This window comes from Streptomyces sp. SirexAA-E, assembly GCF_000177195.2.
Classification (GTDB): Bacteria; Actinomycetota; Actinomycetes; order Streptomycetales; family Streptomycetaceae; genus Streptomyces; species Streptomyces flavovirens.
Genome location: NC_015953.1, coordinates 2,707,329 through 2,732,988, shown reverse-complemented (window position 1 = coordinate 2,732,988; position 25,660 = coordinate 2,707,329). Strand labels below are relative to the sequence as shown.

General features: G+C 70.9%; 22 protein-coding genes, 1 other RNA gene and 1 pseudogene. 20 read left to right on the top strand and 4 right to left on the bottom strand.

The window, feature by feature from the left end; translation table 11 throughout:
* The first annotated feature begins 15 nt into the window (after positions 1-15).
* The 4 genes from ftsX to ssrA all read left to right on the top strand — a co-directional run bounded on the left by ftsX (position 16) and on the right by ssrA (position 3,207).
* Positions 16-936, top strand: a complete 921-nt coding sequence (ftsX, locus tag SACTE_RS12095) for a permease-like cell division protein FtsX (protein WP_014046318.1) — start codon at positions 16-18, stop codon at positions 934-936.
* 68 nt (positions 937-1,004) lie between these two features.
* Complete coding sequence (locus tag SACTE_RS12090) at positions 1,005-2,192, top strand: S41 family peptidase (protein WP_037759323.1); 1,188 nt, start codon at positions 1,005-1,007, stop codon at positions 2,190-2,192.
* An 18-nt stretch (positions 2,193-2,210) separates the two neighbouring features.
* On the top strand, positions 2,211-2,699 hold the full coding sequence (gene smpB / locus SACTE_RS12085; RefSeq protein WP_014046316.1) for an SsrA-binding protein SmpB: 489 nt from the start codon (positions 2,211-2,213) through the stop codon (positions 2,697-2,699).
* A gap of 120 nt (positions 2,700-2,819) precedes the next feature.
* Positions 2,820-3,207: a transfer-messenger RNA gene (gene ssrA, locus SACTE_RS32670) on the top strand.
* A gap of 70 nt (positions 3,208-3,277) precedes the next feature.
* On the opposite strand, the gene SACTE_RS12080 is transcribed toward ssrA, so the two are convergent.
* Both SACTE_RS12080 and SACTE_RS12075 read right to left on the bottom strand, forming a co-directional pair.
* Positions 3,278-3,628: a beta/gamma crystallin domain-containing protein gene (locus SACTE_RS12080; protein WP_014046315.1), complete on the bottom strand. Its 351-nt coding sequence runs from the start codon at positions 3,626-3,628 to the stop codon at positions 3,278-3,280.
* Positions 3,629-3,907: 279 nt separating this feature from the next.
* Positions 3,908-5,146 carry an MFS transporter gene (locus SACTE_RS12075; protein WP_014046314.1) on the bottom strand — a complete coding sequence of 413 codons (1,239 nt, stop codon included), beginning with the start codon at positions 5,144-5,146 and terminating at the stop codon, positions 3,908-3,910.
* A gap of 83 nt (positions 5,147-5,229) precedes the next feature.
* Between SACTE_RS12075 and SACTE_RS12070 the strand changes: the two genes are divergently transcribed.
* From SACTE_RS12070 to SACTE_RS12040, 7 genes and pseudogenes are all read left to right on the top strand, one after another.
* Entirely contained in the window at positions 5,230-6,225 is a 996-nt protein-coding gene (locus SACTE_RS12070; RefSeq protein WP_014046313.1) for a LysR family transcriptional regulator, read from the top strand.
* A gap of 141 nt (positions 6,226-6,366) precedes the next feature.
* Complete coding sequence (locus tag SACTE_RS12065; RefSeq protein WP_019993636.1) at positions 6,367-7,035, top strand: hypothetical protein; 669 nt, start codon at positions 6,367-6,369, stop codon at positions 7,033-7,035.
* Positions 7,036-9,252 (top strand): bifunctional polysaccharide deacetylase/glycosyltransferase family 2 protein, encoded by a 2,217-nt coding sequence (locus SACTE_RS12060; protein ID WP_014046311.1) that lies wholly within the window; start codon positions 7,036-7,038, stop codon positions 9,250-9,252.
* On the top strand, positions 9,249-10,763 hold the full coding sequence (locus SACTE_RS12055; RefSeq protein ID WP_014046310.1) for an acyltransferase: 1,515 nt from the start codon (positions 9,249-9,251) through the stop codon (positions 10,761-10,763). Before SACTE_RS12060 ends, SACTE_RS12055 begins: the two co-directional genes overlap by 4 nt.
* 192 nt (positions 10,764-10,955) lie before the next feature.
* Positions 10,956-11,134 (top strand): annotated as a pseudogene (locus tag SACTE_RS34985) (MFS transporter); the annotation flags it as partial.
* A gap of 281 nt (positions 11,135-11,415) precedes the next feature.
* Complete coding sequence (locus SACTE_RS12045; protein WP_014046308.1) at positions 11,416-12,561, top strand: uroporphyrinogen-III synthase; 1,146 nt, start codon at positions 11,416-11,418, stop codon at positions 12,559-12,561.
* A gap of 20 nt (positions 12,562-12,581) precedes the next feature.
* Positions 12,582-13,145 (top strand): GNAT family protein, encoded by a 564-nt coding sequence (locus SACTE_RS12040; protein ID WP_014046307.1) that lies wholly within the window; start codon positions 12,582-12,584, stop codon positions 13,143-13,145.
* On the opposite strand, the gene SACTE_RS12035 is transcribed toward SACTE_RS12040, so the two are convergent.
* Positions 13,048-13,695, bottom strand: coding sequence for a GNAT family N-acetyltransferase (locus SACTE_RS12035; RefSeq protein ID WP_014046306.1), 648 nt, complete (start codon positions 13,693-13,695; stop codon positions 13,048-13,050). The two genes, SACTE_RS12040 and SACTE_RS12035, sit on opposite strands and share 98 nt — an antisense overlap.
* A gap of 148 nt (positions 13,696-13,843) precedes the next feature.
* Between SACTE_RS12035 and SACTE_RS12030 the strand changes: the two genes are divergently transcribed.
* The 4 genes from SACTE_RS12030 (at position 13,844) to SACTE_RS12015 (ending at position 19,445) form a co-directional block, all read left to right on the top strand.
* Complete coding sequence (locus tag SACTE_RS12030) at positions 13,844-14,455, top strand: ABATE domain-containing protein (protein WP_014046305.1); 612 nt, start codon at positions 13,844-13,846, stop codon at positions 14,453-14,455.
* 92 nt (positions 14,456-14,547) lie between these two features.
* Entirely contained in the window at positions 14,548-16,926 is a 2,379-nt protein-coding gene (locus tag SACTE_RS12025; protein WP_014046304.1) for a UvrD-helicase domain-containing protein, read from the top strand.
* Positions 16,927-17,350: 424 nt separating this feature from the next.
* Complete coding sequence (locus tag SACTE_RS12020) at positions 17,351-18,784, top strand: NAD-dependent malic enzyme (RefSeq protein WP_014046303.1); 1,434 nt, start codon at positions 17,351-17,353, stop codon at positions 18,782-18,784.
* Positions 18,785-19,163: 379 nt separating this feature from the next.
* A complete protein-coding gene (locus SACTE_RS12015; RefSeq protein WP_003968811.1) occupies positions 19,164-19,445 on the top strand; it encodes an HU family DNA-binding protein in 282 nt (93 codons plus the stop codon).
* A gap of 353 nt (positions 19,446-19,798) precedes the next feature.
* Here the strand turns inward: SACTE_RS12015 and murA are convergent, their stop codons facing one another.
* Positions 19,799-21,139, bottom strand: a complete 1,341-nt coding sequence (gene murA / locus SACTE_RS12010; protein ID WP_014046302.1) for a UDP-N-acetylglucosamine 1-carboxyvinyltransferase — start codon at positions 21,137-21,139, stop codon at positions 19,799-19,801.
* Positions 21,140-21,426: 287 nt separating this feature from the next.
* Between murA and SACTE_RS12005 the strand changes: the two genes are divergently transcribed.
* The 5 genes from SACTE_RS12005 (at position 21,427) to SACTE_RS11985 (ending at position 25,659) form a co-directional block, all read left to right on the top strand.
* On the top strand, positions 21,427-21,987 hold the full coding sequence (locus SACTE_RS12005; protein WP_014046301.1) for a YqgE/AlgH family protein: 561 nt from the start codon (positions 21,427-21,429) through the stop codon (positions 21,985-21,987).
* 30 nt (positions 21,988-22,017) lie between these two features.
* Positions 22,018-22,317, top strand: coding sequence for a DUF3039 domain-containing protein (locus tag SACTE_RS12000; RefSeq protein WP_014046300.1), 300 nt, complete (start codon positions 22,018-22,020; stop codon positions 22,315-22,317).
* Between the two features lie 221 nt (positions 22,318-22,538).
* Positions 22,539-23,843: an extracellular solute-binding protein gene (locus SACTE_RS11995; protein ID WP_014046299.1), complete on the top strand. Its 1,305-nt coding sequence runs from the start codon at positions 22,539-22,541 to the stop codon at positions 23,841-23,843.
* Between the two features lie 2 nt (positions 23,844-23,845).
* Positions 23,846-24,814 (top strand): sugar ABC transporter permease, encoded by a 969-nt coding sequence (locus SACTE_RS11990; protein ID WP_014046298.1) that lies wholly within the window; start codon positions 23,846-23,848, stop codon positions 24,812-24,814.
* On the top strand, positions 24,811-25,659 hold the full coding sequence (locus tag SACTE_RS11985; RefSeq protein WP_014046297.1) for a carbohydrate ABC transporter permease: 849 nt from the start codon (positions 24,811-24,813) through the stop codon (positions 25,657-25,659). The genes SACTE_RS11990 and SACTE_RS11985 overlap by 4 nt, the downstream gene beginning before the upstream one ends.
* Position 25,660 lies beyond the last annotated feature (1 nt).

The window sequence follows — 25,660 nt, the reverse complement described above, 5'->3', positions numbered from 1 at the left end:
TACTGAAAGGACGCCATGCGCGCCCAGTTCGTCCTGTCGGAGATCGGCGTCGGTCTTCGTCGCAACCTCACGATGACCTTCGCGGTCGTGGTCTCCGTCGCCCTCTCGCTGGCCCTGTTCGGCGGCGCGCTGTTGATGCGCGAGCAGGTCAGCTCGATGAAGACCTACTGGTACGACAAGGTCAACGTCTCGATCTTCCTCTGCAACAAGAACGACGCCAAGGACGTGCCCAAGTGCGCCAAGGGCGCCGTCACGGCGGAGCAGAAGAAGGCGATCAAGGCCGACCTCGAGAAGATGGAGGCCGTCCAGAAGCCGGTCCTCTTCGAGACGGTCGACGAGGCGTACAAGCACTACCAGGAGCAGTTCGGCGACTCGCCGATGGCCGGCAACATCACGCCGGACCAGATGCAGGAGTCGTTCCGGGTCAAGCTGAAGGACCCGACGAAGTACAAGGTGGTCGCGACGGCCTTCGCGGGCCGTGACGGGGTGCAGTCCGTCCAGGACCAACGCAGCATCCTGGACAACCTCTTCGAGCTGATGAACGGCATGAACGTGGCCGCGCTGTTCCTGATGGGACTGATGCTGGTCATCGCGCTCATGCTCATCGTGAACACCGTCCGCGTCTCGGCGTTCAGCCGGAGACGTGAGACGGGCATCATGCGGCTCGTGGGCGCCTCGGGCTTCTACATCCAGATGCCGTTCATCATGGAGGCCGCCTTCGCCGGCCTGATCGGCGGAGTCCTGGCGTGCGGACTCCTGCTGGCCGCCCGCTACTTCCTGATCGACGGCGGCCTCGCCCTCCAGGAGAAGCTGAACCTGATCGACTTCATCGGCTGGGAGGCGGTGCTCACCAAGCTCCCGCTGGTCCTCGCCATCGGGCTTCTGATGCCCGCCGTGGCCGCGCTGTTCGCGTTGCGCAAGTACCTGAAGGTGTGACGATCGCCCCGTGCGGCATGCGGCCGACGAGCCGTGTGCCGACGGGGCGTTGTCCTACACTCGGGCTCATGCCGGGCCATACGCACCGTTTCGGACCCCGTGGCCTCTGCCGCGGGGCGGCCCTGACCTTGGTGTTCGCGAGCGTGCTGGCCACCGCCGCGGCCACCGGGTCCCTGCCCCGCGAGGACGCCGAGGGTGCGGAGATAGAAGCGCGGGCCGTCTCCTCCACGATCGGGCCGGTGGACCGTGAGGAGATCGCGGACGCGGCGGCCGACGCCGAGGCGGACGGGAAGTCGGGCAGTGCCGCCGCCGAAGAGGTCGTCAGCCGCAGCGGGGACCGCTGGGGCGCGGTGTACGACGAGCGGGAGTACGAGGAGTTCGAGCAGGCCCTCGACGGCTCGTACACCGGGGTCGGCGTATCCGCGCGCCGCTCGGCCCGGGACGAGGTCACCGTGACGGCCGTCCACCCCGGCGGGCCCGCGGACCGGGCGGGGGTGCGTGCCGGCGATCTGCTCCTGACGGTCGACGGCCGGGCCGTCGACAAGCGCCCCGTCGCCGAGGTGGTCGCGCTGCTGCGCGGTGACCGCACGGAGGCGGCCGAGGGCAGCTCGGTCGTCCTCGGGCTGCGACGCGGCGACCACGCCTGGTCGGCGACGCTGCGGCGGGCCCGGCTCAGCACCGAACCGGTCACGGTCCGGCGGCTGGGACACGATGCGTCCGCAGCCGTGCTGATCAAGGTGGCCGCCTTCACCAAGGGTGCCGGCGGCAAGGTCCGCGACGCCGTGGAGGCGGCCCCGGGGGACGCCGGGATCCTGCTCGACCTGCGGGCCAACTCGGGCGGACTGGTCACCGAGGCGGTCACCGCGTCCTCCGCCTTCCTGGACGGCGGGCTGGTCGCGACCTACGACGTGCACGGCGAGCAGCGCGCCCTCTACGCCGACCCGGGCGGCGACACCGAGCGCCCCGTGGTGGTCCTGGTGGACGGCGGCACCATGAGCGCCGCCGAACTGCTGACGGGCGCCCTCCAGGACCGGGGGAGGGCCGTGACCGTCGGCACCCGCACCTTCGGCAAGGGATCCGTCCAGATGCCCAGCAAACTCCCGGGCGGTTCCGTGGCCGAGCTGACCGTCGGGCACTACCGCACTCCGGCGGGCCGCAGCGTCGAGGGCAGCGGCATCACGCCGGACGTGGGGGCGGGCCCGGAGGCCCAGCAGCGGGCCGAGACGGTATTGAGTGGCCTCGGGGGTGGGTCGTAGTGCGAAAATGACCGCACTATGGCCAAGGAAAAAGACACCGGGCGCAAGATGATCGCGCAGAACAAGAAGGCGCGGCACGACTACCTCATCCTCGACACCTACGAGTGCGGCCTCGTGCTCATGGGCACGGAGGTCAAGTCGCTGCGGATGGGCCGGGCGTCGCTCGTCGACGGCTTCGTCCAGATCGACAACGACGAGGCGTGGCTGCACAACATCCACGTCCCCGAGTACGTCCAGGGGACCTGGACCAACCACTCCGCCAAGCGCAAGCGCAAGCTGCTCCTGCACCGGGCCGAGATCGACAAGCTGGCGTCCAAGTCACAGGAGACGGGGCACACCATCGTGCCGCTGGCCCTGTACTTCAAGGACGGCCGGGTCAAGGTCGAGATCGCGCTCGCCAAGGGCAAGAAGGAGTTCGACAAGCGCCAGACGCTGCGCGAGAAGCAGGACACGCGGGAGACGAACCGCGCGATCGCGGCGGCCCGCCGGCGCCAGCGCCAGGGGTGAGGCCGTCCGGCGCGTGGGCCCCGCCCCGCTGGCGCCGGAATACAGTGGCATCCGCGTGCGTCGGTCACGTACGATGGGCCGTGCACCCCACAGAGGGCGCGCGTATTGAAAAATCAACATGGGGATGATCGGTTTCGACAGCGGATGTCGAAGCAGGGGAAGCGAGTCGAGGAAGCGGCAATGATCTCGTAAACCATATGTCGCAACCAATAATCGCCAACACCAAGCGCGATTCCTCCGCCTTCGCCCTCGCTGCCTAATTAGCAGCTAAGCGAAGACTCTGCGGAGTGTCAGCCCGGGGGTGATCCCGACCCGGATCCTGGCATCATTTAGGGATCTAAACTTCTAAGCCCGGTCACGGGGCCTAGAAGGAAATCAAACAGTGACTGGGCCTGTCGGAGGCTTGTTCGCGTGACCTCCGGGGCCGAGAAAAGCGCAGCGAACTGCACTCGGAGAAGCCCTGGTTCCGCACCGTTGGACGCGGGTTCGATTCCCGCCATCTCCACCACCCCATGTAAGCCTCCGCCCCGCGAGTTCCACTCGCGGGGCGGAGGCTTTTCCGCGTCGTGGCGCGGGCCCTACAGAATTTCGATGGCCTTGACCTTCGGCGTGTTGTTGTACTTGACGTTGCTCCATCGGGCGATCTTCACGACGTCGCCGTTGGCGTCGTAGTACTTGACGTCGTTGTTGCCGGTGGAGATCTGGTCGACCCACCAGCCGCCGAAGTCGGTCTTCCCGCGGTTCGCGTAGCAGTCCACGCTCTGACGCCCGTTGTTGTGCGACCAGATCTTCAGGAACCCCGCGTCGGGGTCGCAGGTGACATGGTCGATGGCGGAGGCCGTGGCGACCGGACCGCCCAGGGTGAAGGCGGCGGCTGCGGCCAGCGCCGCGGCCAGGGTGCGCGGGGCGTTCCTCGTCATGGAGAACATATTTTCCTTCGATATGAGCGTGGGGCCGACAATGCGCTGCGTATGTGCGGACGTATCGGCCTGGCGATCACCGAGCATCTTACGAATGAATTCATCCGTTCAGCAGGGCCCGCGGGGAAATCACCTGAATGCGGGTACCGGAGATCATGTGCGGTGGATCGACAGGGATATGCGCCCTGAATGTCGGTAGAGAGCATCGTCCGATGTTCCGAGCGCCCTCTTGTTGCGTACCGGGTCGATCCGGAGTCGAATTACCGGCCCGGAACTCGGGCGGGCGGCTCATTCCTCAGGGGTACGCGGCGGGGTCGGGCCCGGTGCCGGGGCTCGCCGCACCGCGTGGGCCGTCGTCGCGGTGACGAGGGCCAGGGCCGCCGCGCACAGCGGCGCCGTGTAACCGGTCACCGCGCCCGCGTGCTCCACCAGCCAGCCACCGGCCGCCGAGCCCGCGGCCACACCGCCCAGCATGGCGGTGACCGCGAGGGTCATGCCCTCGTTGAGCTGCCCCCGCGGGGTGAAGCGCTGGACCAGGGTCATGCCGCTGACCATGGTCGGGGCCGTGGCCGCACCCGCCAGCAGCAGGCAGCCGGCCAGCACGGGAAGCGAGCCGGTCGTGGCGGCGGCCAGCAGCGGCAGCGACATCAGGACCGTCATGGAGGCCAGGCACAGCAGCAGCCTGCGGTTCACGTTCCCGGCGGGGCGCATCGAGCCGTAGACCAATCCCGCCACACAGGAACCGGCGGCCTGGAGGGCCAGGATCGCCCCTCCGGCATGGGCGATGGAGACGACCTCCAGCGAACCGAAGACGGCCCCGGTGGCCAGGAAGACGGCCAGCAGCGCGGGCATCCCGGGGCTGCGGAAGGGGGAGGTGGTGGCCGTCGTGCGGGGTGCCACCGGCGGTTCGGTCGCCCGCTGCGCGGCGAAGATCAGGATGCCGGTCATCAGCAGGACCGCGCCGGTCACGGTCCCCGCCTCGGGGAAGAGCGCCCCGCACAGGGTGGCGGCCAGCACCGGGCCCAGCATGAAGCAGAGCTCGTCCGCGGCCTGCTCGAAGGAGTTCGCGGTGTGCAGGGACGCCGGATCGCCCCGGTGCAGATGGGCCCAGCGGGCGCGGGACATGCCGCCGGTGTTCGGGGTGGTGGCGGTGGCGGCATACGCGACGAAGAGCGTCCAGACCGGTGCGTCGAAGTGCACGCACAGCACCAGGGCCAGCGAGCCGAGTACGGCGAGCGCGGTGGCCGGGACCGCGATCCTGGCCTGGCCGTACCGGTCGACCAGACGGGCCGTCCAGGGGGCGACGACGGCGGTCGCGGCGAGGCCGGTCGCGGTGACCGCGCCGGCCAGCGCGTACGAGCCGTGCGCCCCGGCGATCATGATGACGGCGCTGACGCTGAACATCCCCATGGGCAACCGGGCAAGGAGGTTGCCCGCCGTGAAGGCGCGGGCGCCGGGGGTGGAGAGCAGTCGGAGGTAGGGGTTGCCGACGGGCGCGGGACGGGCGGCTATGGATTCCTGAGGCACGCGACAAGCCTGGTGGCCGCGGGACCGTACCGTCCAACACCTGATCGGCGCTCATTCACGCACCCCTGTTGTAAATTCTGCGGGTGACCGTCCGCGACATCGACCCCCGGCTCCTGCGCTTCTTCGTCGCCGTCGCGGAGGACCTGCACTTCACGCGGGCCGCCGCTCGGCTCTACGTCGCGCAGCAGGCGCTCAGCCGGGACATCCGTCGGCTGGAGCGCGAGCTCGGCGGCGCGCTCTTCGTCCGTACCACCCGTCAGGTGACGCTCACCGCCGACGGGGAGCGGCTGCTGCCGTACGCCCGCCGGGTGCTCGACGCCCACACCGCGCTCACCGCAGCCTTCGCCGATCCTGCCGCCCGGCCGCTGCTCGTCGATCTCAACACGGACGGGATGACGGCCTCCAGGGTCCTCGCCAGGGCGCGGCAGCTGGCCCCCGAGTGCGAGCTGATGGCCCGCTTCGAGAGCGGGCTGACGTGGGCTGCCGGTGAGGTGCTCGCCGGACGGCTCGACGTCTCCTTCGGCCGGGCCGCCGGGCTGGACCCCGCCGTCCTCGCCCAGCTCTCCGTACACCCGGTGCGGTACGAGCCGATGGCCGTGCTGCTCCGGAACGATCACCCTCTGGCCGCGCGCGAGGTCGTCGCCCTGGGGGATCTGTCCGGAGAAACCGTCTACGCGGGGGCGGGCAATACGCGCACCCTGGAGTGGACCGATCTTGCCGCACGTCTTTTCGACGCCTGGGACATCGCGCTCGCCCCGCCCGCGCCGCTCGCCGTGGGAGTGGCCGAATTCCAACGGGTGATGGAAAAGAACGGTCACCCTGTGCTGACGGTCGTCGACTTTCCGGAACTGCCCGGAACGGTCGTGCGTCCCTTGGTGCGCCCGGTCCCGCTCTCTCCGCTGCTCATGGTGTGGCGGAGCGGGGCCGACCATCCCGGCCTGCGCGCCCTGTGCGCGGCGGTCGACGAAATCGCTGCCAGGGAAGGGTGGATGGTGCAGCCATCTGGATCTTGGCTGCCAGACACCGATGCATCACTCATGCGTCACCGTTGCAGAACAACCCCTGAGACGCGGGCCTGACGGCCTCCCGCGTGCGCTACATTCAGGTCTCCGGCGCGTAGTGGTGGGAGTCGCGAACCGAGGCGGGGGTGCCCGAATCGCGGCATAAAACCAGTCATTCCCACGCGCCTGGTTCATTGAGTGGGGGAAGTGCATACAGCTGTGGACAATTGGCGCGAAGGTGCTCGCACCGGGCATACGCACGAACCGAACGATGCCACCATCCGACTGGACGGACTCGGCCGGCAGCTCGCCGACCTGCCGGTGCAGCCCAGCCCTCCGGATCCCGCGGAGGGCCCGGTCTTCGTCGACGAGAGCGGTCGTCGCAGCAAGACCTACCGGCGGCTGGGCTGGTTCCTGGCCACGATCTGCGCCGTCTACGCGGCGACGCTGGTGCTCGCCGTGCTCGGCGGGAACTCCAGCGCCCCCTGGCTGCCCATATCCGGGCAGGAGGAGAAGCAGGCCGACGAGGTCGAGGTGCGCCCCGCGCCGTCCGTCAGCACCGGCACGGTGAGCGATTCCGCGGACGCCGCCCCCACCTCCTCCACGTCGGCCGTGGACACCGGCACCGCCTCGGAACCGTCCACGGGGGGCTCGGTGTCGGCGCCGGGAACCGCGGCCGGCACCGGCGTCTCGGCGCCCAGGACCTCGGTACCGCCCTCCGGCGGCCAGGTCGCCGAGGACCCGAACCCCGGCCCCTCGGCCTCCGAGCCGGACGCGGACGGCCCCACCTCACCGTCGACGGAACCGGGGGACCCCGTCGTGGTCACTCCGCCACCGACCGCGGATCCCTCGGAATCGTCGGTGCAACCACATGAAGGCGCTCAGTAGATGACAACCCCCGCCCCGCGGGGCAGGCACAACCCGAGGAAGAAGAAGCGGACCACCCGGCGCAGGCTGCCGATGCGCTACCTGCTCCCGTCCCTCCTCCTCGTGGCCCTGCTCGCCATGCTGATGCTGCGTGGCTACGTACACAGCGAGATCCTCGCGGACCACCGCGTCCAGCCGCCGGCCTCCACCAGCCACGTACCCGACGAGGTGCTCGACGGCGGCCCGGTCATCGACGCGCGAACGCCCGGTGAGCGCGCCAAGACGCTCCGCATACCCGACCACAAGATAGTCCTGACCTTCGACGACGGCCCGGACCCCGTCTGGACCCCGAAGGTCCTGGACCAGCTGAAGAAGTACGACGCGCACGGCGTCTTCTTCGTCACCGGCACGATGGCCTCGCGCTATCCGGCGCTCGTGCAGCGCATGGTCGACGAGGGCCACGAGGTCGGGCTGCACACCTTCAACCACCCGGACCTCTCGTACCAGTCCACCGGCCGCATCGACTGGGAACTCTCCCAGAACCAGCTGGTGCTGGCGGGCGCGGCAGGTATCCGTACGTCCCTGTTCCGGCCGCCGTACTCCTCGTTCTCCGACGCCATGGACAACAAGTCGTGGCCGGTCACGCAGTACATAGGCAGCCGCGGCTACCTCACCGTCGTGAACGACACCGACAGCGAGGACTGGAAGCGCCCGGGCGTCCGCGCGATCATCGACCAGGCGACGCCCCGGCACGGCAAGGGCGCCGTCATCCTGATGCACGACTCCGGAGGCGACCGGTCGCAGACCGTGGCCGCCCTGGACAAGTTCCTGCCCCGCATGCAGGACCGCGGTTACGAGTTCACCAATCTCACCGCCGCCCTCGGCGCCCCCAGCGCGCACACCCCGGCCACCGGGTTCGCGCTCTGGAAGGGCAAGGCCTTCGTCTACGCCGTGGACATCTCGGAGCACGTCACCAGCGTCCTGGTGGTCGGGCTGGCCGTCATCGGCGTCCTGGTGATCACCCGCTTCGGGCTGATGCTGCTGCTCTCCTTCCTGCACGCCCGGCGTGTACGCCGCAAGGGCTTCCGCTGGGGCGAGCCGTTCACCCGCCCGGTGTCGGTGCTCGTGCCCGCGTACAACGAGCGCAAGTGCATCGAGTCGACCGTGCGGTCGCTGGTCGCCAGCGACTATCCGATCGAGGTCGTCGTCATCGACGACGGCTCCACGGACGGGACGGCCGACGTCGTCGAGGCGATGGGGATCCCCAACGTCCGGGTGGTCCGCCAGCGCAACGCCGGAAAGCCCGCGGCGCTCAACAACGGCATCGCCCACGCCCGTTACGACGTCGTCGTGATGATGGACGGCGACACCGTCTTCGAACCGACCACCGTGCGCGAACTCGTGCAGCCCTTCGGCGACCACCGCGTCGGCGCGGTCGCGGGAAACGCCAAGGTCGGCAACCGCGACTCGCTGATCGGCGCCTGGCAGCACATCGAGTACGTGATGGGCTTCAACCTCGACCGCAGGATGTACGACATCCTCGGCTGCATGCCCACCATCCCCGGTGCGGTCGGCGCGTTCCGCCGGGACGCGCTGGACCGGATCGGCGGCATGAGCGAGGACACCCTCGCCGAGGACACCGACGTCACCATGGCGCTGCACCGTGACGGCTGGCGCGTCGTCTACGCCGAGAACGCCCGGGCGTGGACCGAGGCCCCGGAGTCCGTCCAGCAGCTGTGGTCGCAGCGCTACCGGTGGTCGTACGGCACGATGCAGGCCATCTGGAAGCACCGCCGCGCGGTCGTCGAGCGGGGGCCGTCGGGCCGCTTCGGGCGGGTCGGACTGCCCTTCGTCTCCCTGTTCATGGTCGTCGCCCCGCTGCTGGCGCCGCTGATCGACGTCTTCCTGCTGTACGGGCTGGTCTTCGGCCCGACGGGCAAGACCGTCACCGCGTGGTTCGGCGTCCTGCTGATCCAGGCCGTCTGCGCCGCGTACGCCTTCCGGCTGGACCGCGAACGCATGACGCACCTCATCTCCCTGCCGCTCCAGCAGATCCTCTACCGGCAGCTCATGTACGTGGTGCTGCTCCAGTCGTGGATCACCGCGCTCACCGGTGGTCGGCTGCGCTGGCAGAAGCTGCGCCGTACCGGCGTCGTGGAGGCACCCGGCGGGGCACAGGCCCGTCCGGTGTCCCGCCGCAAGGATCCGCAGCAGACGGACCGGAGGCCGGTCGCATGACCTACCCGAACCAGCCCCACCGGGACGAGCACGACGCCTCGGCCGCGTGGCCGCAGACCGGGGGAGCCGCCGCTCACCCGGGGCAGGACCCCGGGCACGCGGGGCACGCCCCGGGCTTCCCGAGGCAGAACCACTCCCCGGAGTACGAGAACGGCTACCCGGGGCACGAGAGCGGCTACCCGGGGCAGAACGGCTACCCGGGGCAGAACGGCTTCCCGGGCGCGGGCGGTTCCTACGCGTCCCCCGGGTACGCGACCGGTACCGGCACTACCGGCACCGACCCCTTCCCCGGGCAGGTACGGACCGCCGCCCCGGGGGCCACGGCGCCGCTCCCCGCCGCGTCGGCCGTACCCGCTGAACCCGCCGAGCAGGCCGAGGCTCCGGCCAGGCCGGGGCGTGACCGCTACCTCGACCTGCTCAGGGCCGTCGCGCTCGTCCGGGTCGTCTTCTTCCACCTCTTCGGGTGGGCCTGGCTGACCGTCCTCTTCCCGTCCATGGGCGTGATGTTCGCCCTGGCCGGCTCGCTGATGGCCCGCTCGCTCTCCCGTCCGGCCGGAAGCGTCATCCGTTCCCGGCTGCGCAGGCTGCTGCCGCCCATGTGGGCGTTCTCGCTCGTCGTCGTACCGATGATGTTCGCGCTGAGCTGGAAGCCCGTCCGGGACGAGGGACTGTGGTGGTTCCTCAAGCTCGGCTGCTACCTCTTCCCGATCGGCTCCCCGCCGTACCCGGAGGAGAGCGGGTCGACCGGTGGATGGCTGGAGCTGACCTGGGCCGACCAGGCGGTGGGACCGCTCTGGTACATCCGGGCCTACCTCTGGTTCGTGCTCGCCTCGCCGCTGCTGCTCAAGGCGTTCCGCCGACTGCCCTGGGTGACGATGCTCGCCCCCGTGGCCCTGACGGCCGTGATCGGCACGGGCCTGGTGACGGTCCCCGGGATGCTCGGCGAGAGCCTGGTGGACTTCGCGGTGTTCGGCGCCTGCTGGATCCTCGGCTTCGCCCACAACGACGGGCTGCTGAAGGAGGTCCCGCGCTACCTGGCGGTCTCCTCGGCCGCGATCGTCATGGGCTTCGGCCTGTGGTGGGCCTCCGGCCACCTCACCGAGGAGGGCTGGAACCTGGACGAGATCCCGCTGGCGCAGGCCACCTGGTCGCTCGGCTTCTGTGCCGTCCTGCTCGTCTACGCTCCTTCCTGGCGGAAGCTGCCCGGGAAGCTCGCCGGGTGGGACACCCTCGTCACCCTGGCCAACAACCGGGCCGTGACGATCTACCTCTGGCACAACATCCTGCTGATGGCCGGGGCCCAGATCGTCGACCAGCTGTGGAACGTCCCATGGCTCGGCGACACCTTCGGCACGTACATCGAGCAGTCGTACAACGGGCTGATCTTCATCGCGATCTGGCCGCTGCTCGGGCTGGCCATCCTGTCGTTCGGCTGGGTCGAGGACGTGGCCGCCAAGCGCCGGCCGCGGCTCTGGCCCAACGGGGCCGACAAACGCCGTAGCGCGGTCTGAGCTCCCCGGGGCGCGGCGGCCCCCGGGGGCTCCCACAACGCCCCGGGTACTCCCGCCACGCCCCGGGGCCCACCGTGTCCCGGCTCACCGGGCCCCCGGCCGCCGAGTGAGAGCGAGGTCGGGCACCGGTCACCTCGCGGCACCGCACGGAAACGCGAACTCCCTGGCGTCGGCGGGACAGCGCCCCGACCCCTGTGGAGGCGCGTGACGGCCGGTCGCCGGATCGAGCACAGGAGCCGGAGGACGAGACCTTCCGGCGCGGGACGGGGGAGCGCACCGCCCGGCGGAACCTGTGGTTCTCCGTCCTCTCCGAGCACGTCGGGTTCTCGGTCTGGTCGCTGTGGTCGGTGATGGTCCTCTTCACGGGCCCCGGCCTCACCTGGGCGGTATACCTTCGCGGGGTGGCGGCGGTGCCCGCGCGGCCGCAGCTCGGTGCCGTCCCGTAACCCCTGGTGGGCGCGGGCCCGCCGGAGCGTCCTGCGGCCACGCGGGGGGTGTGAAAATGTCCATGGGGCGTCAGGTGACGTAACAGGCGGGAAATACGGGTGAACCGAGACTGTCACGCGGGGTTGGCAGGCTCGTTCCTCCGCACCATCGGGATGGGGACGGTGCGCACACGCCCCCAGCGGGACGAGAGCCGGGTATCACGCACATGCACGACGACGACGCACAGCACGGGCCTCTCGCGGGCTTCACGGTCGGGGTGACCGCAGCCCGTCGCGCCGAGGAGCTGGGGACGCTCCTCACGCGCCGGGGCGCCGCGGTCCTGCACGCGCCAGCGCTGCGGATCGTGCCTCTCGCGGACGACAGCGAACTCCTCGCCGCCACCGAGGAACTGCTCGACGACGTGCCCGACGTGGTGATCGCCACCACCGCCATCGGGTTCCGCGGCTGGGTCGAGGCCGCCGACGGCTGGGGCATCGGCGACCGGCTGCTGGAGGTGCTGCGCGGGGGCGAACTGCTGGCCCGGGGGCCCAAGGTCAAGGGCGCCATCCGGGCCGCCGGGCTCACCGAGGCGTGGTCGCCCGGGTCGGAGTCCATGGCGGAGGTCCTGGACCGGCTGCTGGGCGAGGGCGTCGAAGGGCGGCGGATCGCCCTCCAACTGCACGGCGAACCCCTGCCCGGCTTCGTCGATGCGCTCCGGGAGGCGGGGGCAGAGGTCGTCGGCGTCCCGGTCTACCGGTGGATGCCCCCGCAGGACATCGCCCCCCTCGACCGGATGCTGGACGTCACGGTGGCCCGCGGCCTGGACGCCCTGACCTTCACCAGCGCCCCCGCCGCCGCCTCGTACCTGAACCGGGCGGAGTCGCGCGGCATGCTCCCCCAGGTGCTGTCCGCACTGGGCCACGACGTCGTCGTGGCCTGCGTCGGCCCGGTCACCGCGCTGCCCCTCCAGGCCCGGGGCATCGACACCGTCCAGCCGGAACGCTTCCGGCTCGGCCCGCTCGTCCAACTGCTCTGCGCCCATCTGCCCGCACGCGCCCGGGCCCTGCCGGTCGCCGGACACCTGGTCGAGATCCGGGGGCACGCCGTCCTGGTCGACAGGGCGCTGCACCCGGTGCCGCCCGCCGGCATGGCCCTGCTGCACGCGCTCGCCCGCCGGCCGGGCTGGGTGGTCTCCCGCGCCGACCTGCTGCGCGCGCTGCCCGGCAGCGGCACCGACGAGCACGCCGTGGAGACGGCGATGGCCCGGCTGCGTACGGTGCTCGGGGCGCCCGAGCTGATCCAGACCGTCGTCAAGCGCGGCTACCGGCTCGCCCTGGACCCCGCGGCGGACACCAGGTACGACGGCCCCTGACGGGCCGTTACGGTCGGAGGATGACCGATCTGAACCATCCTCTGACCGATGACGTCCAGCTGCGTCCCGCGACGCCCGACGACGCCGCGTCCTTCGCCGAGGCCCTCACCCGCAGCCGGGCCTACATGAAGCGCTGGGAGCCGGTACGCCCCGAGGTCTTCTACACCCCCCAGGGCCAGGCCCGGCGCCTGACCGGTCTGCTCGCCGACCGGGACGCGGGGCGCGCGATGCCCTGGGTGCTGGCTGACGCCGACGACCGGGTGGTGGGTGCGATGACCCTCGCCTCGATCGAACTGGGGCCGTTCCGCAACGCCCGGCTCGGCTACTGGATCGACGTCGACCGGGCCGGCCAGGGCCTCGCGACGGCCGCCGTCGGCCGGGTCTGCGAGGACGCCCGGGACCGGCTCGGGCTGCACCGCGTCGAGGCCGGCACGGTGGTCGACAACGCGGCCTCCCAGCGGGTGCTGGCGAAGTCGGGGTTCGAGGTCATCGGGACGGCGCCGCGCTATCTCCACATCGACGGGGAGTGGCGGGACCACCGGCTGTTCCAGCGGATCCTGCACGACGGCCCCCCGCGGCACTGACGGCTCCCGCGTGGCGTACGTGCCGGTGGCCGTCCAGCGGATGCAGGGGCGGACACGGCGGCACGACCTCGGCGAGCGCGTAGCCGGACTTCTCGGCGACCCGGCAGGAGGCGTCGTTGTCCACCCGGTGGAACAGCTCGATACGCCGTGGTCCGTCACCGGGGAACACGGCGGACGCGGTGAACGCCCAGTCGGTCAGCGCCCGCAGGGACAACGACGCCACGCCCCGGCCACGGGCCGCCGCCGTCGTCCAGTACCCGGCCTCCGCGCTCTCCGGGTCCGGCCCGGTCAGCTTCAGCACGACGTTGCCGACGAGCGACCCCTCGGTGCCCGGGTCGGTGACCGCGAAGCCGAACCGGCGCCCGGAGGCCCACCCCTCCCGCTGGGCCTCCAGCCACGCCCGTGCCTCCTCGGCGCCGGAGAACCGCGTGGCCAGCCAGCGGCGCATGGCGGGGTCGTCGTGGGCCGTGAGCAGCGCCGGGAGGTCGTCGGCGCGCCAGGGCCGCAGCAGCAGCTTTCCGGCCGACAGCGTGAGGACGGTGGTGGTCACGCGCACACGATACGGGCGCTGCCCGGGCGGCAGGAGGGGTTCCGGGGCAGACCGGGTACGGGCACTCCAGGGGGGGATCCCCCATCGGGTTCCTCTCGGCTTCCTGTGCGTGACGATCCACAGGCGACCCCAAGGCGGTGACAGGCTCATGGCGGCGGGCACGGGTGCACAGGGCCGGCGGTTCGACTCCGGCCGGATCTGCCTGGATTTGGTGGCGACGGGGCCGGGCCCCCTCGGCGACCGCGAGCAACTGGACTCCCCGGCCCGCCTCGCCGACTGGCTGGTGGCCACCGGGCTCGTCCCCCGGGGCACCCCGCTGACGGCCGTGGACGAGACCTGGCCGGCCCGCTTCCGGCACCTGCGCGCCTGCGTCGACCGTTTGACGACCGCTGAACCGGCGGGCCGCGCCGCGGACAGCGCCCTGGCCGGGCTCAACGCACTGGCCGCCGGGCCGCCCCCGGGGCTGCGGGCGGTCCGGGAGGACGGGGTGCTCGTCCGGGTGCTGAGCGAGGGCCCCGACTGCGAGACGCTGCTGGCGGCGGTGGCCCGGGACGCGGTGGAGCTGCTGACCGACCCGGTGGCCCGGTCGGGGCTGCGCCGCTGCGAGGGCGAGACGTGCGGGCGGCTCTACCTGGACACCTCCCGGGGCCGGCGCCGCCGCTGGTGCTCCAGCGACGTCTGCGGCAACCGCGAGCGGGTGGCCCGGCACCGCCGCCGGCTCAAGGACGACCCGGGACCGTCCCTGGAGATCGACGCGTAACCGCAACCCGGCACACCGGGTGGCAGGTGCGCTCCGGGGCGCCTTTCGCGTACGGTTGACGGCTGCCCAGTGCACGTCAGAAAGGGGCCCCGGTGGCCGCGCAGGATGCCGCTGTCGATTCGTTGCGGGACCGGGAGATCGGTGTCGAGCAAGAACATCTGGACCGGGTCTACCACCGTCTCGAAGAGAAGATCGACGAGGCGGAGTTCCTCATGCGGGACGCCGGACGGCGGGCCCAGGTGGGCACCCCCGGCGCCCTCGCGGAACGGGACGCCCAGGTCTTCCGCGCCGGGATCCACCTCAACCGGCTGAACAGCGAGTTCGAGGACTTCCTCTTCGGGCGGATCGACCTGCTGCTCGGCAAGGACGGTGAACGCGGCCCCGACGGCGCGTACACCTCCGTGGAACCCGCCGACGACGCCGTACGCGAGGACGGCACCGCCGACATCGCGGAGACGCTTCACATCGGCCGGATAGGAGTACTGGACTCCGACTACGCGCCCCTGGTCATCGACTGGCGCGCGCCGGCCGCCGCCCCGTTCTACCGCTCGACGCCGAAGGCCCCGGGCCGGGTGGTACGCCGCCGGGTCATCCGCTCGAAGGGCCGCAGGGTCCTCGGGGTCGAGGACGACCTGATGCGTCCGGAGCTGACCGCGTCCCTGGGCGGCGAGAAGCTGCCCGTCATCGGCGACGGCGCCCTGATGGCCGCGCTGGGCCAGGCCCGCAGCCACACCATGCGGGACATCGTCGCCTCGATCCAGGCCGAGCAGGACCTGGTGATCCGCGCCCCCGCCGCGTCCGTCACGGAGGTCTCCGGAGGCCCCGGGACCGGCAAGACCGCCGTCGCCCTGCACAGGGCCGCGTACCTGCTCTACCAGGACCGGCGCCGGTACGCGGGCGGCATCCTCGTCGTCTCGCCGACACCGCTGCTGGTCGCCTACACCGAGGGCGTGCTGCCCTCACTCGGCGAGGAGGGGCAGGTCGCGATCCGCGCGGTCGGCTCGCTCTCCGACGAGGCGGCGGGCGTCGAAGGGGCGACCACCTACGACGAGCCCGCCGTCGCCAGGATCAAGGGGTCCTCGCGGATGCTGCACGTCCTGCGCAAGGCGGCCCGCGGCGCCCTGGAGCAGCCCGCCTCCCGGAACACCCCCAAGGGCGGCCAGCTGGCCTTCGGGGAGGCGGAGGAGGCCCCCCAGGACCGGGGCACCCCCGACCGGCTGCGGGTGGTCGCCTTCGGAGCCCGCGTCGAGCTGGAGGCCGACGAGCTCAAGCGCATCCGCCACAACGTCCTGGGCGGCACGGCACCGGTCAACCTGCTGCGCCCGCGCGCCCGCAAGCTGCTCCTGGACGCCCTGTGGAACAAGTCGTCGGGCCGGGGCCGCTACACCGACCCGGAGCTGGCAGCGGAGCTGCGCTCCTCGTTCGACGAGGACGTCTCCACCGAGCTCCCGTTCCTCACCTTCCTCGATGCCTGGTGGCCGGAACTCACCCCTCGCCGGGTGCTCGCGGCGATGGCCGACGAGCGCCGCCTGGGCCGGTGGGCGCGCCGGATCCTCAACCAGGGCGAGGTGCGCAGGCTCGCCCGGTCGCTGAAGCGGCTGGACGCCGACGGCAAGGGCGCCCTCTCCGTCCACGACGTGGCGCTCCTGGACGAGCTGCACACGCTGCTGGGCACTCCGCACCGCCCGAAGAGGAAGCGCGAGCTGGACCCGCTCGACCAGCTCACGGGGCTGGAGGAGCTGATGCCGCAGCGCGAGGAGACCCAGCGCGAGCGCGCCGAGCGGCTGGCGGCGGAACGCACCGAGTACGCCCACGTCATCGTCGACGAGGCGCAGGACCTGACGCCCATGCAGTGGCGCATGGTCGGCCGCCGGGGCCGGCACGCGACCTGGACGGTCGTCGGCGACCCGGCGCAGTCCTCCTGGTCCGATCCGGACGAGGCGGCCGCGGCCCGGGACGAGGCGCTCGGCAGCCGGCCCAGACGCCGGTTCACCCTCACCGTCAACTACCGCAACCCGGCGGAGATCGCCGAGCTAGCGGCGAAGGTGCTGGCGCTGGCGATGCCCGGGATGGAGTCCCCGGCGGCGGTCCGCTCCACGGGTGTACGGCCGCGCTTCGCGACGGTCCGGGACGGGGATCTCGCCGAGACCGTCCGCGAGGAGGCGCGCAGGCTGCTCGCCGAGGTGGACGGCACCGTCGGCGTGGTCGTCGCGATGGACCGCCGGGTGGAGGCCCGTGGCTGGCTGGATGAGCTCGGCGAGCGGGTGGTGGCGCTGGGCAGCCTGGAGGCGAAGGGCCTGGAGTACGACGCCACGGTGGTCGTCTCCCCGGCGGAGATCGCGGACGAGTCCCCGGCGGGCCTGCGGGTGCTGTACGTGGCGCTCACCCGTGCGACGCAGCAGCTGACCGTGGTGTCGGGGGAGCGGGACCTGCCGGACGAGGACGGCGTACCGGACCTGCTCAGGGAGTGAGGGACTCCGCTTCCGGCGGGCTCGTCGAGATCCGTCCGGCGCGCGGGAATCACATCCCCGGGGTCTTTGTTAGCCTGGTATCGGCACCGGCTCGATCCAAGCCCCCGGGCCCAACCTTCGTCGCTACGAGCGACCACTTGCCGCGAGGCGAGCATGGCGGGCCGGTGTCGTCAACGTAGAAGACAGACCCGCGTCACCTGATGGTGGCGCGGGTCTGTTGTCGTTTCACGGGGTCCGTCGCCGGATCCGGGTGCCTGTGGGGGTTCCGCCGGACCGCTGAAATCTCGTATGGTGGAAGAAACTTTCCGAAAGATGGCAGTCATTACCGGCTACCGGCCGGTAGGTGCGACGATCGGAGACGCGTGTTCGGGGGCGTTCCCCCATCTGCGCGCGGCAATGAAGCGAAGAAAGTGAAGGACTCGCCATGGCAACGGCGCCCAGCGTCTCGTACTCGATGACGGTCAGGCTGGAGGTGCCCGCGAGCGGCACAGCGGTCTCCCAGCTCACCACGGCCGTGGAGTCCTCCGGCGGTTCGGTCACCGGCCTCGATGTGACCGCTTCCGGCCACGAGAAGCTGCGGATCGACGTCACCATCGCGGCCTCGTCCACCGCGCACGCGGACGAGATCGTCGAGGGACTGCGGGACATCGAGGGCGTCGTCCTCGGCAAGGTCTCCGACCGTACGTTCCTGATGCACCTCGGCGGCAAGATCGAGATGGCGTCCAAGCACCCCATCCGCAACCGCGACGACCTCTCGATGATCTACACCCCGGGTGTGGCCCGGGTCTGCATGGCGATCGCGGAGAACCCCGAGGACGCCCGCCGCCTGACCATCAAGCGCAACGCCGTCGCGGTGGTCACCGACGGCTCGGCGGTGCTCGGCCTGGGCAACATCGGCCCGATGGCCTCGCTGCCCGTGATGGAGGGCAAGGCGGCCCTCTTCAAGCGTTTCGCCGGCATCGACGCCTGGCCGATCTGCCTGGACACCCAGGACACCGACGCGATCGTCGAGATCGTCAAGGCGATCGCCCCGGGCTTCGCGGGCATCAACCTGGAGGACATCTCGGCCCCCCGCTGCTTCGAGATCGAGGCGCGGCTGCGCGAGGCGCTGGACATCCCCGTCTTCCACGACGACCAGCACGGCACCGCGATCGTCGTCCTGGCCTCGCTGACCAACGCCCTGCGGGTGGTCGGCAAGTCCATCGGTGACGTACGCGTCGTCATGTCGGGTGCCGGTGCCGCCGGTACGGCCATCCTGAAGCTGCTCATCGCCGCGGGCGTCAAGCACGCGGTCGTCGCCGACATCCACGGAGTGGTGCACGCGGGCCGCGAGGACCTGGTCTCCGCCGCCCCCGACTCGCCGCTGCGCTGGATCGCCGACAACACCAACCCCGAGGGCGTCACGGGCACCCTCAAGCAGGCCGTCGTCGGTGCCGACGTCTTCATCGGCGTCTCCGCCCCCAACGTCCTGGACGGCTCCGACGTCTCGGCGATGGCGGACGGTGCGATCGTCTTCGCGCTCGCCAACCCGGACCCCGAGGTGGACCCGGCAATCGCCCGCGAGACGGCGGCGGTTGTGGCCACCGGCCGCTCCGACTTCCCGAACCAGATCAACAACGTCCTGGTCTTCCCGGGCGTCTTCCGCGGTCTGCTGGACGCCCAGTCCCGCACCGTCAACACCGAGATGATGCTGGCCGCCGCCCGCGCCCTGGCCGACGTGGTCGCCGAGGACGAGGTCAACGCGAACTACATCATTCCCTCGGTCTTCAACGACAAGGTCGCGGGCGCCGTCGCCGGGGCCGTACGGGAGGCCGCGAAGGCCGCCGGTGTGGCCGAGGCCACGGCCGACCCCGCGTAGCGGCCCACCGCCCGCGGAGGCCGGTTCCACGGCCTCCGCGACGGTGCCGGACCTCACGTCCGGGGCCCGCGTACGGCGCGTCGCGTGTCGCGGCGTCCTAAACGCCCCTTTAGGGTGGGCGGGCAGCGAGCCCCCAGGCCCGGCATCCGCTGCGGACCGCTTCATGAAGTCGACGGAACGTCACCGCGGGCAGTCAGTGGCGCTTTTCGTGTGACATCGAAGGGTTCCGGATTGGCGTTAGCGCCGCAGGTGGGGGCAGGATGCGTATTCGGGCGCGAGGGTCTGACATCAGACCCGGGTCCGGGGACTGTCAGAGGGCCCTGGCAGCATCGGCTTCGATCTCACGCCTCACAGGCAAGAAGAACACGGGAGTAACAACATGAACCGCAGTGAGCTGGTGGCCGCCCTGGCCGACCGTGCCGAGGTGACCCGCAAGGACGCCGACGCCGTTCTGGCCGCGCTCGCCGAGACCGTCGGCGAGATCGTCGCCAAGGGCGACGAGAAGGTCACCATCCCCGGCTTCCTGACCTTCGAGCGCACCCACCGTGCCGCTCGCACCGCTCGTAACCCGCAGACCGGCGACCCGATCAACATCCCGGCCGGCTACAGCGTGAAGGTCTCCGCGGGCTCGAAGCTCAAGGAAGCCGCCAAGGGCAAGTAAGGCCCCCAAGGCATCAGGAAGGGCGGCCGTCCTCGACCGGGACGGCCGCCCTTCGGCATGTCCGCGGCCGGGAACGCCGCTCAGGGCCGTGCGGAGGGCCCGGAGGCCCCGAAGGCCGCCCGCGCCGTCCCAGGGCCGCTGCGGGCGGCCCACGGGCCTCCGGAGCGGCTCAGGGCCTGTTCGGACCTGTCACCCGGACAGCCGCCCCGTACGAGGCCGGTCGCGGATCCCCGCGTGGAAACGGCCGCCGCCCCGGTCCCTGAGCGGGACCGGGGCGGCGGACTGTGGTGCGTGGGGCGCGCGATGCTGTGTGCGGCAGCACTGTGCGTACGCCGGAGCGCGTCCCGGTGGTGTCAGACGAGTGAGCCGCCCGGCAGTTCCACCTTGGCGCCGAGCTTCTCCAGCTTGTCCATGAAGTTCTCGTAGCCGCGGTTGATCAGGTCGATGCCGTGCACCCGGGACGTCCCCTGGGCCGCCAGGGCGGCGATCAGGTACGAGAAGCCACCGCGCAGGTCCGGGATGACCAGATCCGCGCCCTGGAGCTTCGTGGGCCCGGACACGACCGCGGAGTGCAGGAAGTTCCGCTGGCCGAAACGGCAGTCGGACCCTCCGAGGCATTCGCGGTAGAGCTGGATGTGCGCCCCCATCTGGTTGAGCGCCGAGGTGAAGCCGAGCCGCGACTCGTAGACCGTCTCGTGGACGATCGACAGTCCCGCCGCCTGGGTCAGAGCCACCACGAGCGGCTGCTGCCAGTCGGTCTGGAAGCCCGGGTGCACGTCCGTCTCCAGCGCGATGGCGTTCAGCGCGCCGCCGGGGTGCCAGAAGCGGATGCCCTCGTCGTCGATCTGGAAGGCGCCGCCGACCTTGCGGTAGGTGTTGAGGAAGGTCATCATCGAGCGCTGCTGGGCGCCGCGCACGTAGATGTTGCCCTCGGTCGCCAGCGCCGCCGACGCCCAGGAGGCCGCCTCCAGGCGGTCCGGGATCGCCCGGTGGGTGTAGCCGTCGAGCCGGTCGACACCCGTGATCCGGATGGTCCGGTCGGTGTCCATGGAGATCATCGCGCCCATCTTCTGCAGGACGCAGATGAGGTCTTCGATCTCCGGCTCCACGGCCGCGTTGGACAGCTCGGTGACGCCCTCGGCCAGCACCGCCGTCAGCAGCACCTGCTCCGTCGAGCCCACCGACGGGTACGGCAGCCGGATCTTGGTGCCGCGCAGTCGCTGCGGGGCCTCCAGATACTGGCCGTCGGCCCGCTTCTCGATGGTCGCGCCGAACTGGCGCAGCACCTCGAAGTGGAAGTCGATGGGCCGGCCGCCGATGTCGCAGCCGCCGAGCCCCGGGATGAAGGCGTGGCCCAGCCGGTGCAGCAGCGGGCCGCAGAAGAGGATCGGGATGCGCGACGAGCCCGCGTGGGCGTCGATGTCGGCGACGTTCGCGCTCTCGACGTGCGACGGGTCGAGGATGAGTTCGCCCGGCTCGTCGCCGGGGCGCACGGTCACGCCGTGCAGCTGCAGCAGCCCGCGTACCACCCGTACGTCACGGATGTCGGGCACGTTGCGGAGCCGGCTGGGCCCGCTGCCGAGCAGCGCGGCGACCATTGCCTTCGGCACCAGGTTCTTGGCGCCTCGGACGCGGATCTCGCCCTCCAGCGGGGTTCCGCCGTGGACAAGCAGGACATCGTCTGTGCCGGTCATGTATCTCGCGTTCCGGAGTGGTCGGGCAGGGGGCCATCGAAAAGGGTAATGGCCTCCTACCCCCGTTCGGTTAAGTCCCGGCGGGTGTCCGGGCGTCTTGCGCCCGCCCCGCCACGCTCTGCTCGGCGGGGTTCGCGGAGTGTCACCGTCCGCATGGCGGCGCCCCGAGCCGTGTCGTGCGCGCCCGCCGCGGCGGGCGGGTGTCCTGAGCTGCGTGTGACGTCCGGCACCGGCCGGGCGGGCGACTCGGGCCCCACGGACCGGCAAGATGCGGGATCATTCCTGCCATGACCGAGGTGTCCTCGCTCACAGGGCGGCTGCTCGTGGCCGCGCCCGCCCTGTCGGACCCGAATTTCGACCGCGCGGTGGTGCTGCTCCTCGACCACGACGAGGAGGGCTCGCTCGGCGTGGTCCTGAACCGCCCCACCCCCGTCGGCGTCGGCGACATCCTCGCGTCGTGGGCCGGTCTGGCCGGCGAGCCGGACGTCGTCTTCCAGGGCGGCCCGGTCTCCCTGGACTCGGCGCTGGGGGTGGCCGTGATCCCCGGGGACGACGGCCCCCTGGGCTGGCGCCGGGTGCACGGGGCGATCGGCCTGGTGGACCTGGAGGCACCCCCGGAGCTGCTGGCACCGGCCCTCGGGGCGCTGCGGATCTTCGCGGGGTACGCGGGCTGGGCCCCGGGGCAGCTGGAGGCGGAGCTGGCGGACGGTGCCTGGTACGTGGTGGAGTCGGAGCCCGGCGACGTGTCCGCCCCGCACCCCGAGAAGCTCTGGCGCGCGGTCCTGCGGCGCCAGCGCAGCGAGCTGGCGATGATCGCCACGTATCCGGACGACCCTTCGCTGAACTGATGCCCGGAGCTTTCAGTACGCTTGGCGGTTATGAGCACTCTTGAGCCCGAGCGCGGGGCAGGTACGGGGACCCTCGTAGAGCCGACGCCGCAGGTGTCGAACGGCGACGGCGACCACGAGCGCTACGCCCATTACGTCCAGAAGGACAAGATCATGGCCAGTGCCCTGGAGGGCACTCCCGTGGTGGCACTGTGCGGCAAGGTCTGGGTCCCGGGGCGCGACCCGAAGAAGTACCCGGTCTGTCCCATGTGCAAGGAGATCTACGAGTCCATGGGCGCCGGTGGCGACAAGGGCAAGGGCGGCGGCAAGGGCGACGGCGACAAGAAGTAGCCGACAGAGGTAGACCTCCGCCTGTGGTGTTACGGAAGCTTCCGGGACACGGCCCCCGGGGCGCGCATGACGCGCGCCCCGGGGGCTTCGTGCGTGGCGGCTGGTCACAGTGTGGTTGAGACCACTTGTCGGTACCGGGACACGCCCTTACTCTCCTGCAAGTTGTGCAGAACGAAACGTGCGTTGCGCATGATGCAACGACTGACCGGTAAGGGTCCCGGATGAAGCTTTCTGCCCGAATTGCCGCCCCCGCCGCCGCTCTGGTGCTGGCGGGTCTCACCGCCACCGCCTGTGCGCCGGGGACCTCCGACACCGACGCCGGGTCGGACGACAAGAGCGGCACGCTCCGCGTCTGGCTCTTCCAGGAAGTCGGCAACAAGCCCAAGGAGAAGGTCGTCGACGCGGCCGTCGCCGCCTTCGAGAAGTCCCACGAAGGAGCGAAGGTCGAGATCGAGTACATACCCGTCGACACCCGCGCCCAGCGGATCAAGGCAGCCTTCAACGACCCGAAGAGCGCCCCCGACCTCATCGAGTACGGCAACACGGACACCGCCGGCTACGTGAAGGACGGCGGACTGGCCGACATCAGCAAGGAGTTCGCGGCCTGGGACGAGGCCAAGGACACCGACCCCGCCGCCAAGCAGTCCGTGACGGTCGGCGGCAACGTCTACGGAGCCCCGCTCTTCGTCGGCGTCCGGGCCCTGTACTACCGCACCGACGTCTTCGAGGACCTCGGCATCGAGCCGCCCAAGTCCCAGGCCGAGCTGATCTCCACCGCGAAGAAGGTCCACAAGGAGAAGCCGGACCTCTACGGCCTCGCGGTCGGCGGCGCGTACACCTACGGCGCCATGCCCTTCATCTGGGCCCACGGCGGCGAGCTGGCCGACGAGACCGGGGTGACCTACGAGTCGGCCATCAACAGCGAGAAGGCCCGCAAGGGCATCGAGGCCTACACCTCGCTCTTCGGCGACGACAACTGCCCCGCGGCCAAGTGCGCGGCCATGGGCGGCAACGCGACCGTCACCGCCTTCGCCTCCGGCAAGGCCGCCATGGCGATCGGCGGCGACTTCAGCCACGCCGCCGTCGAGGAGGGCACCGTCAAGGGCAAGTACGCGGTCGTCCCGCTGCCCGGCGTCGAGGAGGGTTCGATCGCCCCGGCGTTCGCGGGCGGCAACAACATCGGCGTACTCAAGAGCAGCACGCACCGCACCCTCGCCGTCGACCTGATGAAGTCGCTCACCGGCAAGAAGACCCAGGCGGAGATGTTCGACGCGATGGGCTTCCTGCCGACGTACAGCGATGTCCGGGACACCGTCGCGAAGAAGGAGCCCTTCGTCGAGCCGTTCGTCAAGACGCTCGGCGCGGGCGCCAAGTTCGTGCCCGCCTCCCCGGCCTGGGGACAGATCGACGCCTCGCTGATCCTGCCGACGATGTTCCAGGAGATCGCCAGCGGCCGTAAGGACGTCGCCGCGGCCTCCGACGACGCGGCGACGAAGATGGACGCGGCGTTCGCCGACGCGGGCTGACGATGACCGCGAACACGACGGTGTACAAGGCCCCCGAGACGTCCGGGGCGGGCGGCGCGCCGGCCCGCCCGCCGCGGCGCCGGGCGTCACCCGCCCGGCGCTCCGGCTGGACACCCTGGCTCTACCTGCTGCCCGCACTGGTCACGCTCGGCGGACTCCTCGTCTACCCGATCTACCAACTGGGCCTGATCTCCTTCCTGGAGTACACCCAGGCCCAGGTCAGCGGCGGTGAGCCGACGACCTTCCAGGGCCTGGGCAACTACGCCACGCTCTTCGGCGACAGCCAGTTCTGGCAGGTACTGCTGGCGACCGTGGTCTTCGCCGCCGCCTGCGTCGTGGCCACCCTGTTCGTCGGCTGCGCCCTGGCCGTCCTGCTGACCCGCGTCAGGGCCCTGCCCCGGCTCGCCCTCATGATGGCCGCGCTCGGCGCCTGGGCCACTCCGGCGATCACCGGTTCCACCGTCTGGGTCTTCCTCTTCGACCCGGACTTCGGACCCGTCAACAAGGTGCTCGGCCTCGGCGACTTCTCCTGGACGTACGGGCGCTACAGCGCCTTCGCCCTGGTCCTGCTCGAAGTCCTCTGGTGCTCGTTCCCGTTCGTGATGGTGACCGTGTACGCGGGCATCCGCGCGATCCCCACCGAGGTGCTGGAGGCGGCCTCGCTGGACGGCGCCTCGCAGTGGCGCATCTGGCGGTCCGTCATGGCCCCGATGCTGCGGCCGATCCTGATCGTCGTCACCATCCAGTCGATCATCTGGGACTTCAAGGTCTTCACCCAGATCTACGTCATGACCAACGGCGGCGGCATCGCCGGCCAGAACCTGGTGCTCAACGTGTACGCGTACCAGAAGGCGTTCGCCTCCTCGCAGTACAGCCTCGGCTCGGCCATCGGCGTCGTGATGCTCGTGATCCTGCTGGCCGTCACGCTGGTCTATCTGCGCCTCGTGCGCCGCCAGGGGGAGGAACTGTGAGCACCCGCACGCTTCTGCGCGTCCGCCGGCCCGGCAGACTGGCGGCCGAGGCTGCCGCACTCGTCATCGCCGTCGCGGTCGCCTTCCCGCTCTACTGGATGGTGCTCTCCGCCTTCAAGCCGGCCGGCGAGATCCAGTCCACCGAGGCCCGGCCCTGGACCCTGGCCCCGTCGCTGGACTCGTTCCGCCGGGTCTTCGAACAACAGGACTTCGGGCGCTACTTCCTCAACAGCCTGGTCGTCGCCGGAACCGTCGTCATCGCCTCCGCGCTGATCGCCTTTCTCGCGGCGACGGCGGTGACGCGTTTCCGATTCCGCTTCCGCACCACGCTGCTGATCATGTTCCTGGTGGCTCAGATGGTGCCGGTCGAGGCGCTGACCATTCCGCTGTTCTTCCTCATGCGCGACTTCGGTCAGCTGAACACCCTGGGATCGCTGATCCTGCCCCATCTGGCCTTCTCGCTGCCGTTCGCGATCTGGATGCTGCGCGGCTTCGTCAAGGCCGTCCCGGAAGCGCTGGAGGAGGCCGCCTACATCGACGGGGCGAGCCGCACCCGCTTCCTGTGGCAGATCCTCTTCCCGCTCGTCTTCCCCGGGCTCGTGGCGACCAGTGTCTTCTCCTTCATCTCGACCTGGAACGACTTCCTCTTCGCCAAGTCGTTCATCATCAGCGACACCTCCCAGTCGACGCTTCCCATGGCGCTGCTGGTCTTCTTCAAACCGGACGAGAACGACTGGGGAGGGATCATGGCCGCCTCGACGGTGATGACCGTTCCCGTGCTCGTCTTCTTCGTACTCGTACAGCGCCGTCTGGTCTCCGGACTGGGCGGAGCGGTAAAGGACTGAC

Bases quoted from the DNA above. Each gene is read 5' to 3' on its own strand.
- ftsX (WP_014046318.1), top strand. From the start codon at position 16: ATGCGCGCCCAGTTCGTCCTGTCGGAGATCGGCGTCGGTCTTCGTCGC.
- SACTE_RS12090 (WP_037759323.1), top strand. From the start codon at position 1,005: ATGCCGGGCCATACGCACCGTTTCGGACCCCGTGGCCTCTGCCGCGGG.
- smpB (WP_014046316.1), top strand. From the start codon at position 2,211: ATGGCCAAGGAAAAAGACACCGGGCGCAAGATGATCGCGCAGAACAAG.
- SACTE_RS12080 (WP_014046315.1), bottom strand. From the start codon at position 3,628: ATGTTCTCCATGACGAGGAACGCCCCGCGCACCCTGGCCGCGGCGCTG.
- SACTE_RS12060 (WP_014046311.1), top strand. From the start codon at position 7,036: ATGACAACCCCCGCCCCGCGGGGCAGGCACAACCCGAGGAAGAAGAAG.
- SACTE_RS12055 (WP_014046310.1), top strand. From the start codon at position 9,249: ATGACCTACCCGAACCAGCCCCACCGGGACGAGCACGACGCCTCGGCC.
- SACTE_RS12045 (WP_014046308.1), top strand. From the start codon at position 11,416: ATGCACGACGACGACGCACAGCACGGGCCTCTCGCGGGCTTCACGGTC.
- SACTE_RS12040 (WP_014046307.1), top strand. From the start codon at position 12,582: ATGACCGATCTGAACCATCCTCTGACCGATGACGTCCAGCTGCGTCCC.
- SACTE_RS12030 (WP_014046305.1), top strand. From the start codon at position 13,844: ATGGCGGCGGGCACGGGTGCACAGGGCCGGCGGTTCGACTCCGGCCGG.
- SACTE_RS12020 (WP_014046303.1), top strand. From the start codon at position 17,351: ATGGCAACGGCGCCCAGCGTCTCGTACTCGATGACGGTCAGGCTGGAG.
- SACTE_RS12015 (WP_003968811.1), top strand. From the start codon at position 19,164: ATGAACCGCAGTGAGCTGGTGGCCGCCCTGGCCGACCGTGCCGAGGTG.
- murA (WP_014046302.1), bottom strand. From the start codon at position 21,139: ATGACCGGCACAGACGATGTCCTGCTTGTCCACGGCGGAACCCCGCTG.
- SACTE_RS12005 (WP_014046301.1), top strand. From the start codon at position 21,427: ATGACCGAGGTGTCCTCGCTCACAGGGCGGCTGCTCGTGGCCGCGCCC.
- SACTE_RS12000 (WP_014046300.1), top strand. From the start codon at position 22,018: ATGAGCACTCTTGAGCCCGAGCGCGGGGCAGGTACGGGGACCCTCGTA.
- SACTE_RS11995 (WP_014046299.1), top strand. From the start codon at position 22,539: ATGAAGCTTTCTGCCCGAATTGCCGCCCCCGCCGCCGCTCTGGTGCTG.
- SACTE_RS11990 (WP_014046298.1), top strand. From the start codon at position 23,846: ATGACCGCGAACACGACGGTGTACAAGGCCCCCGAGACGTCCGGGGCG.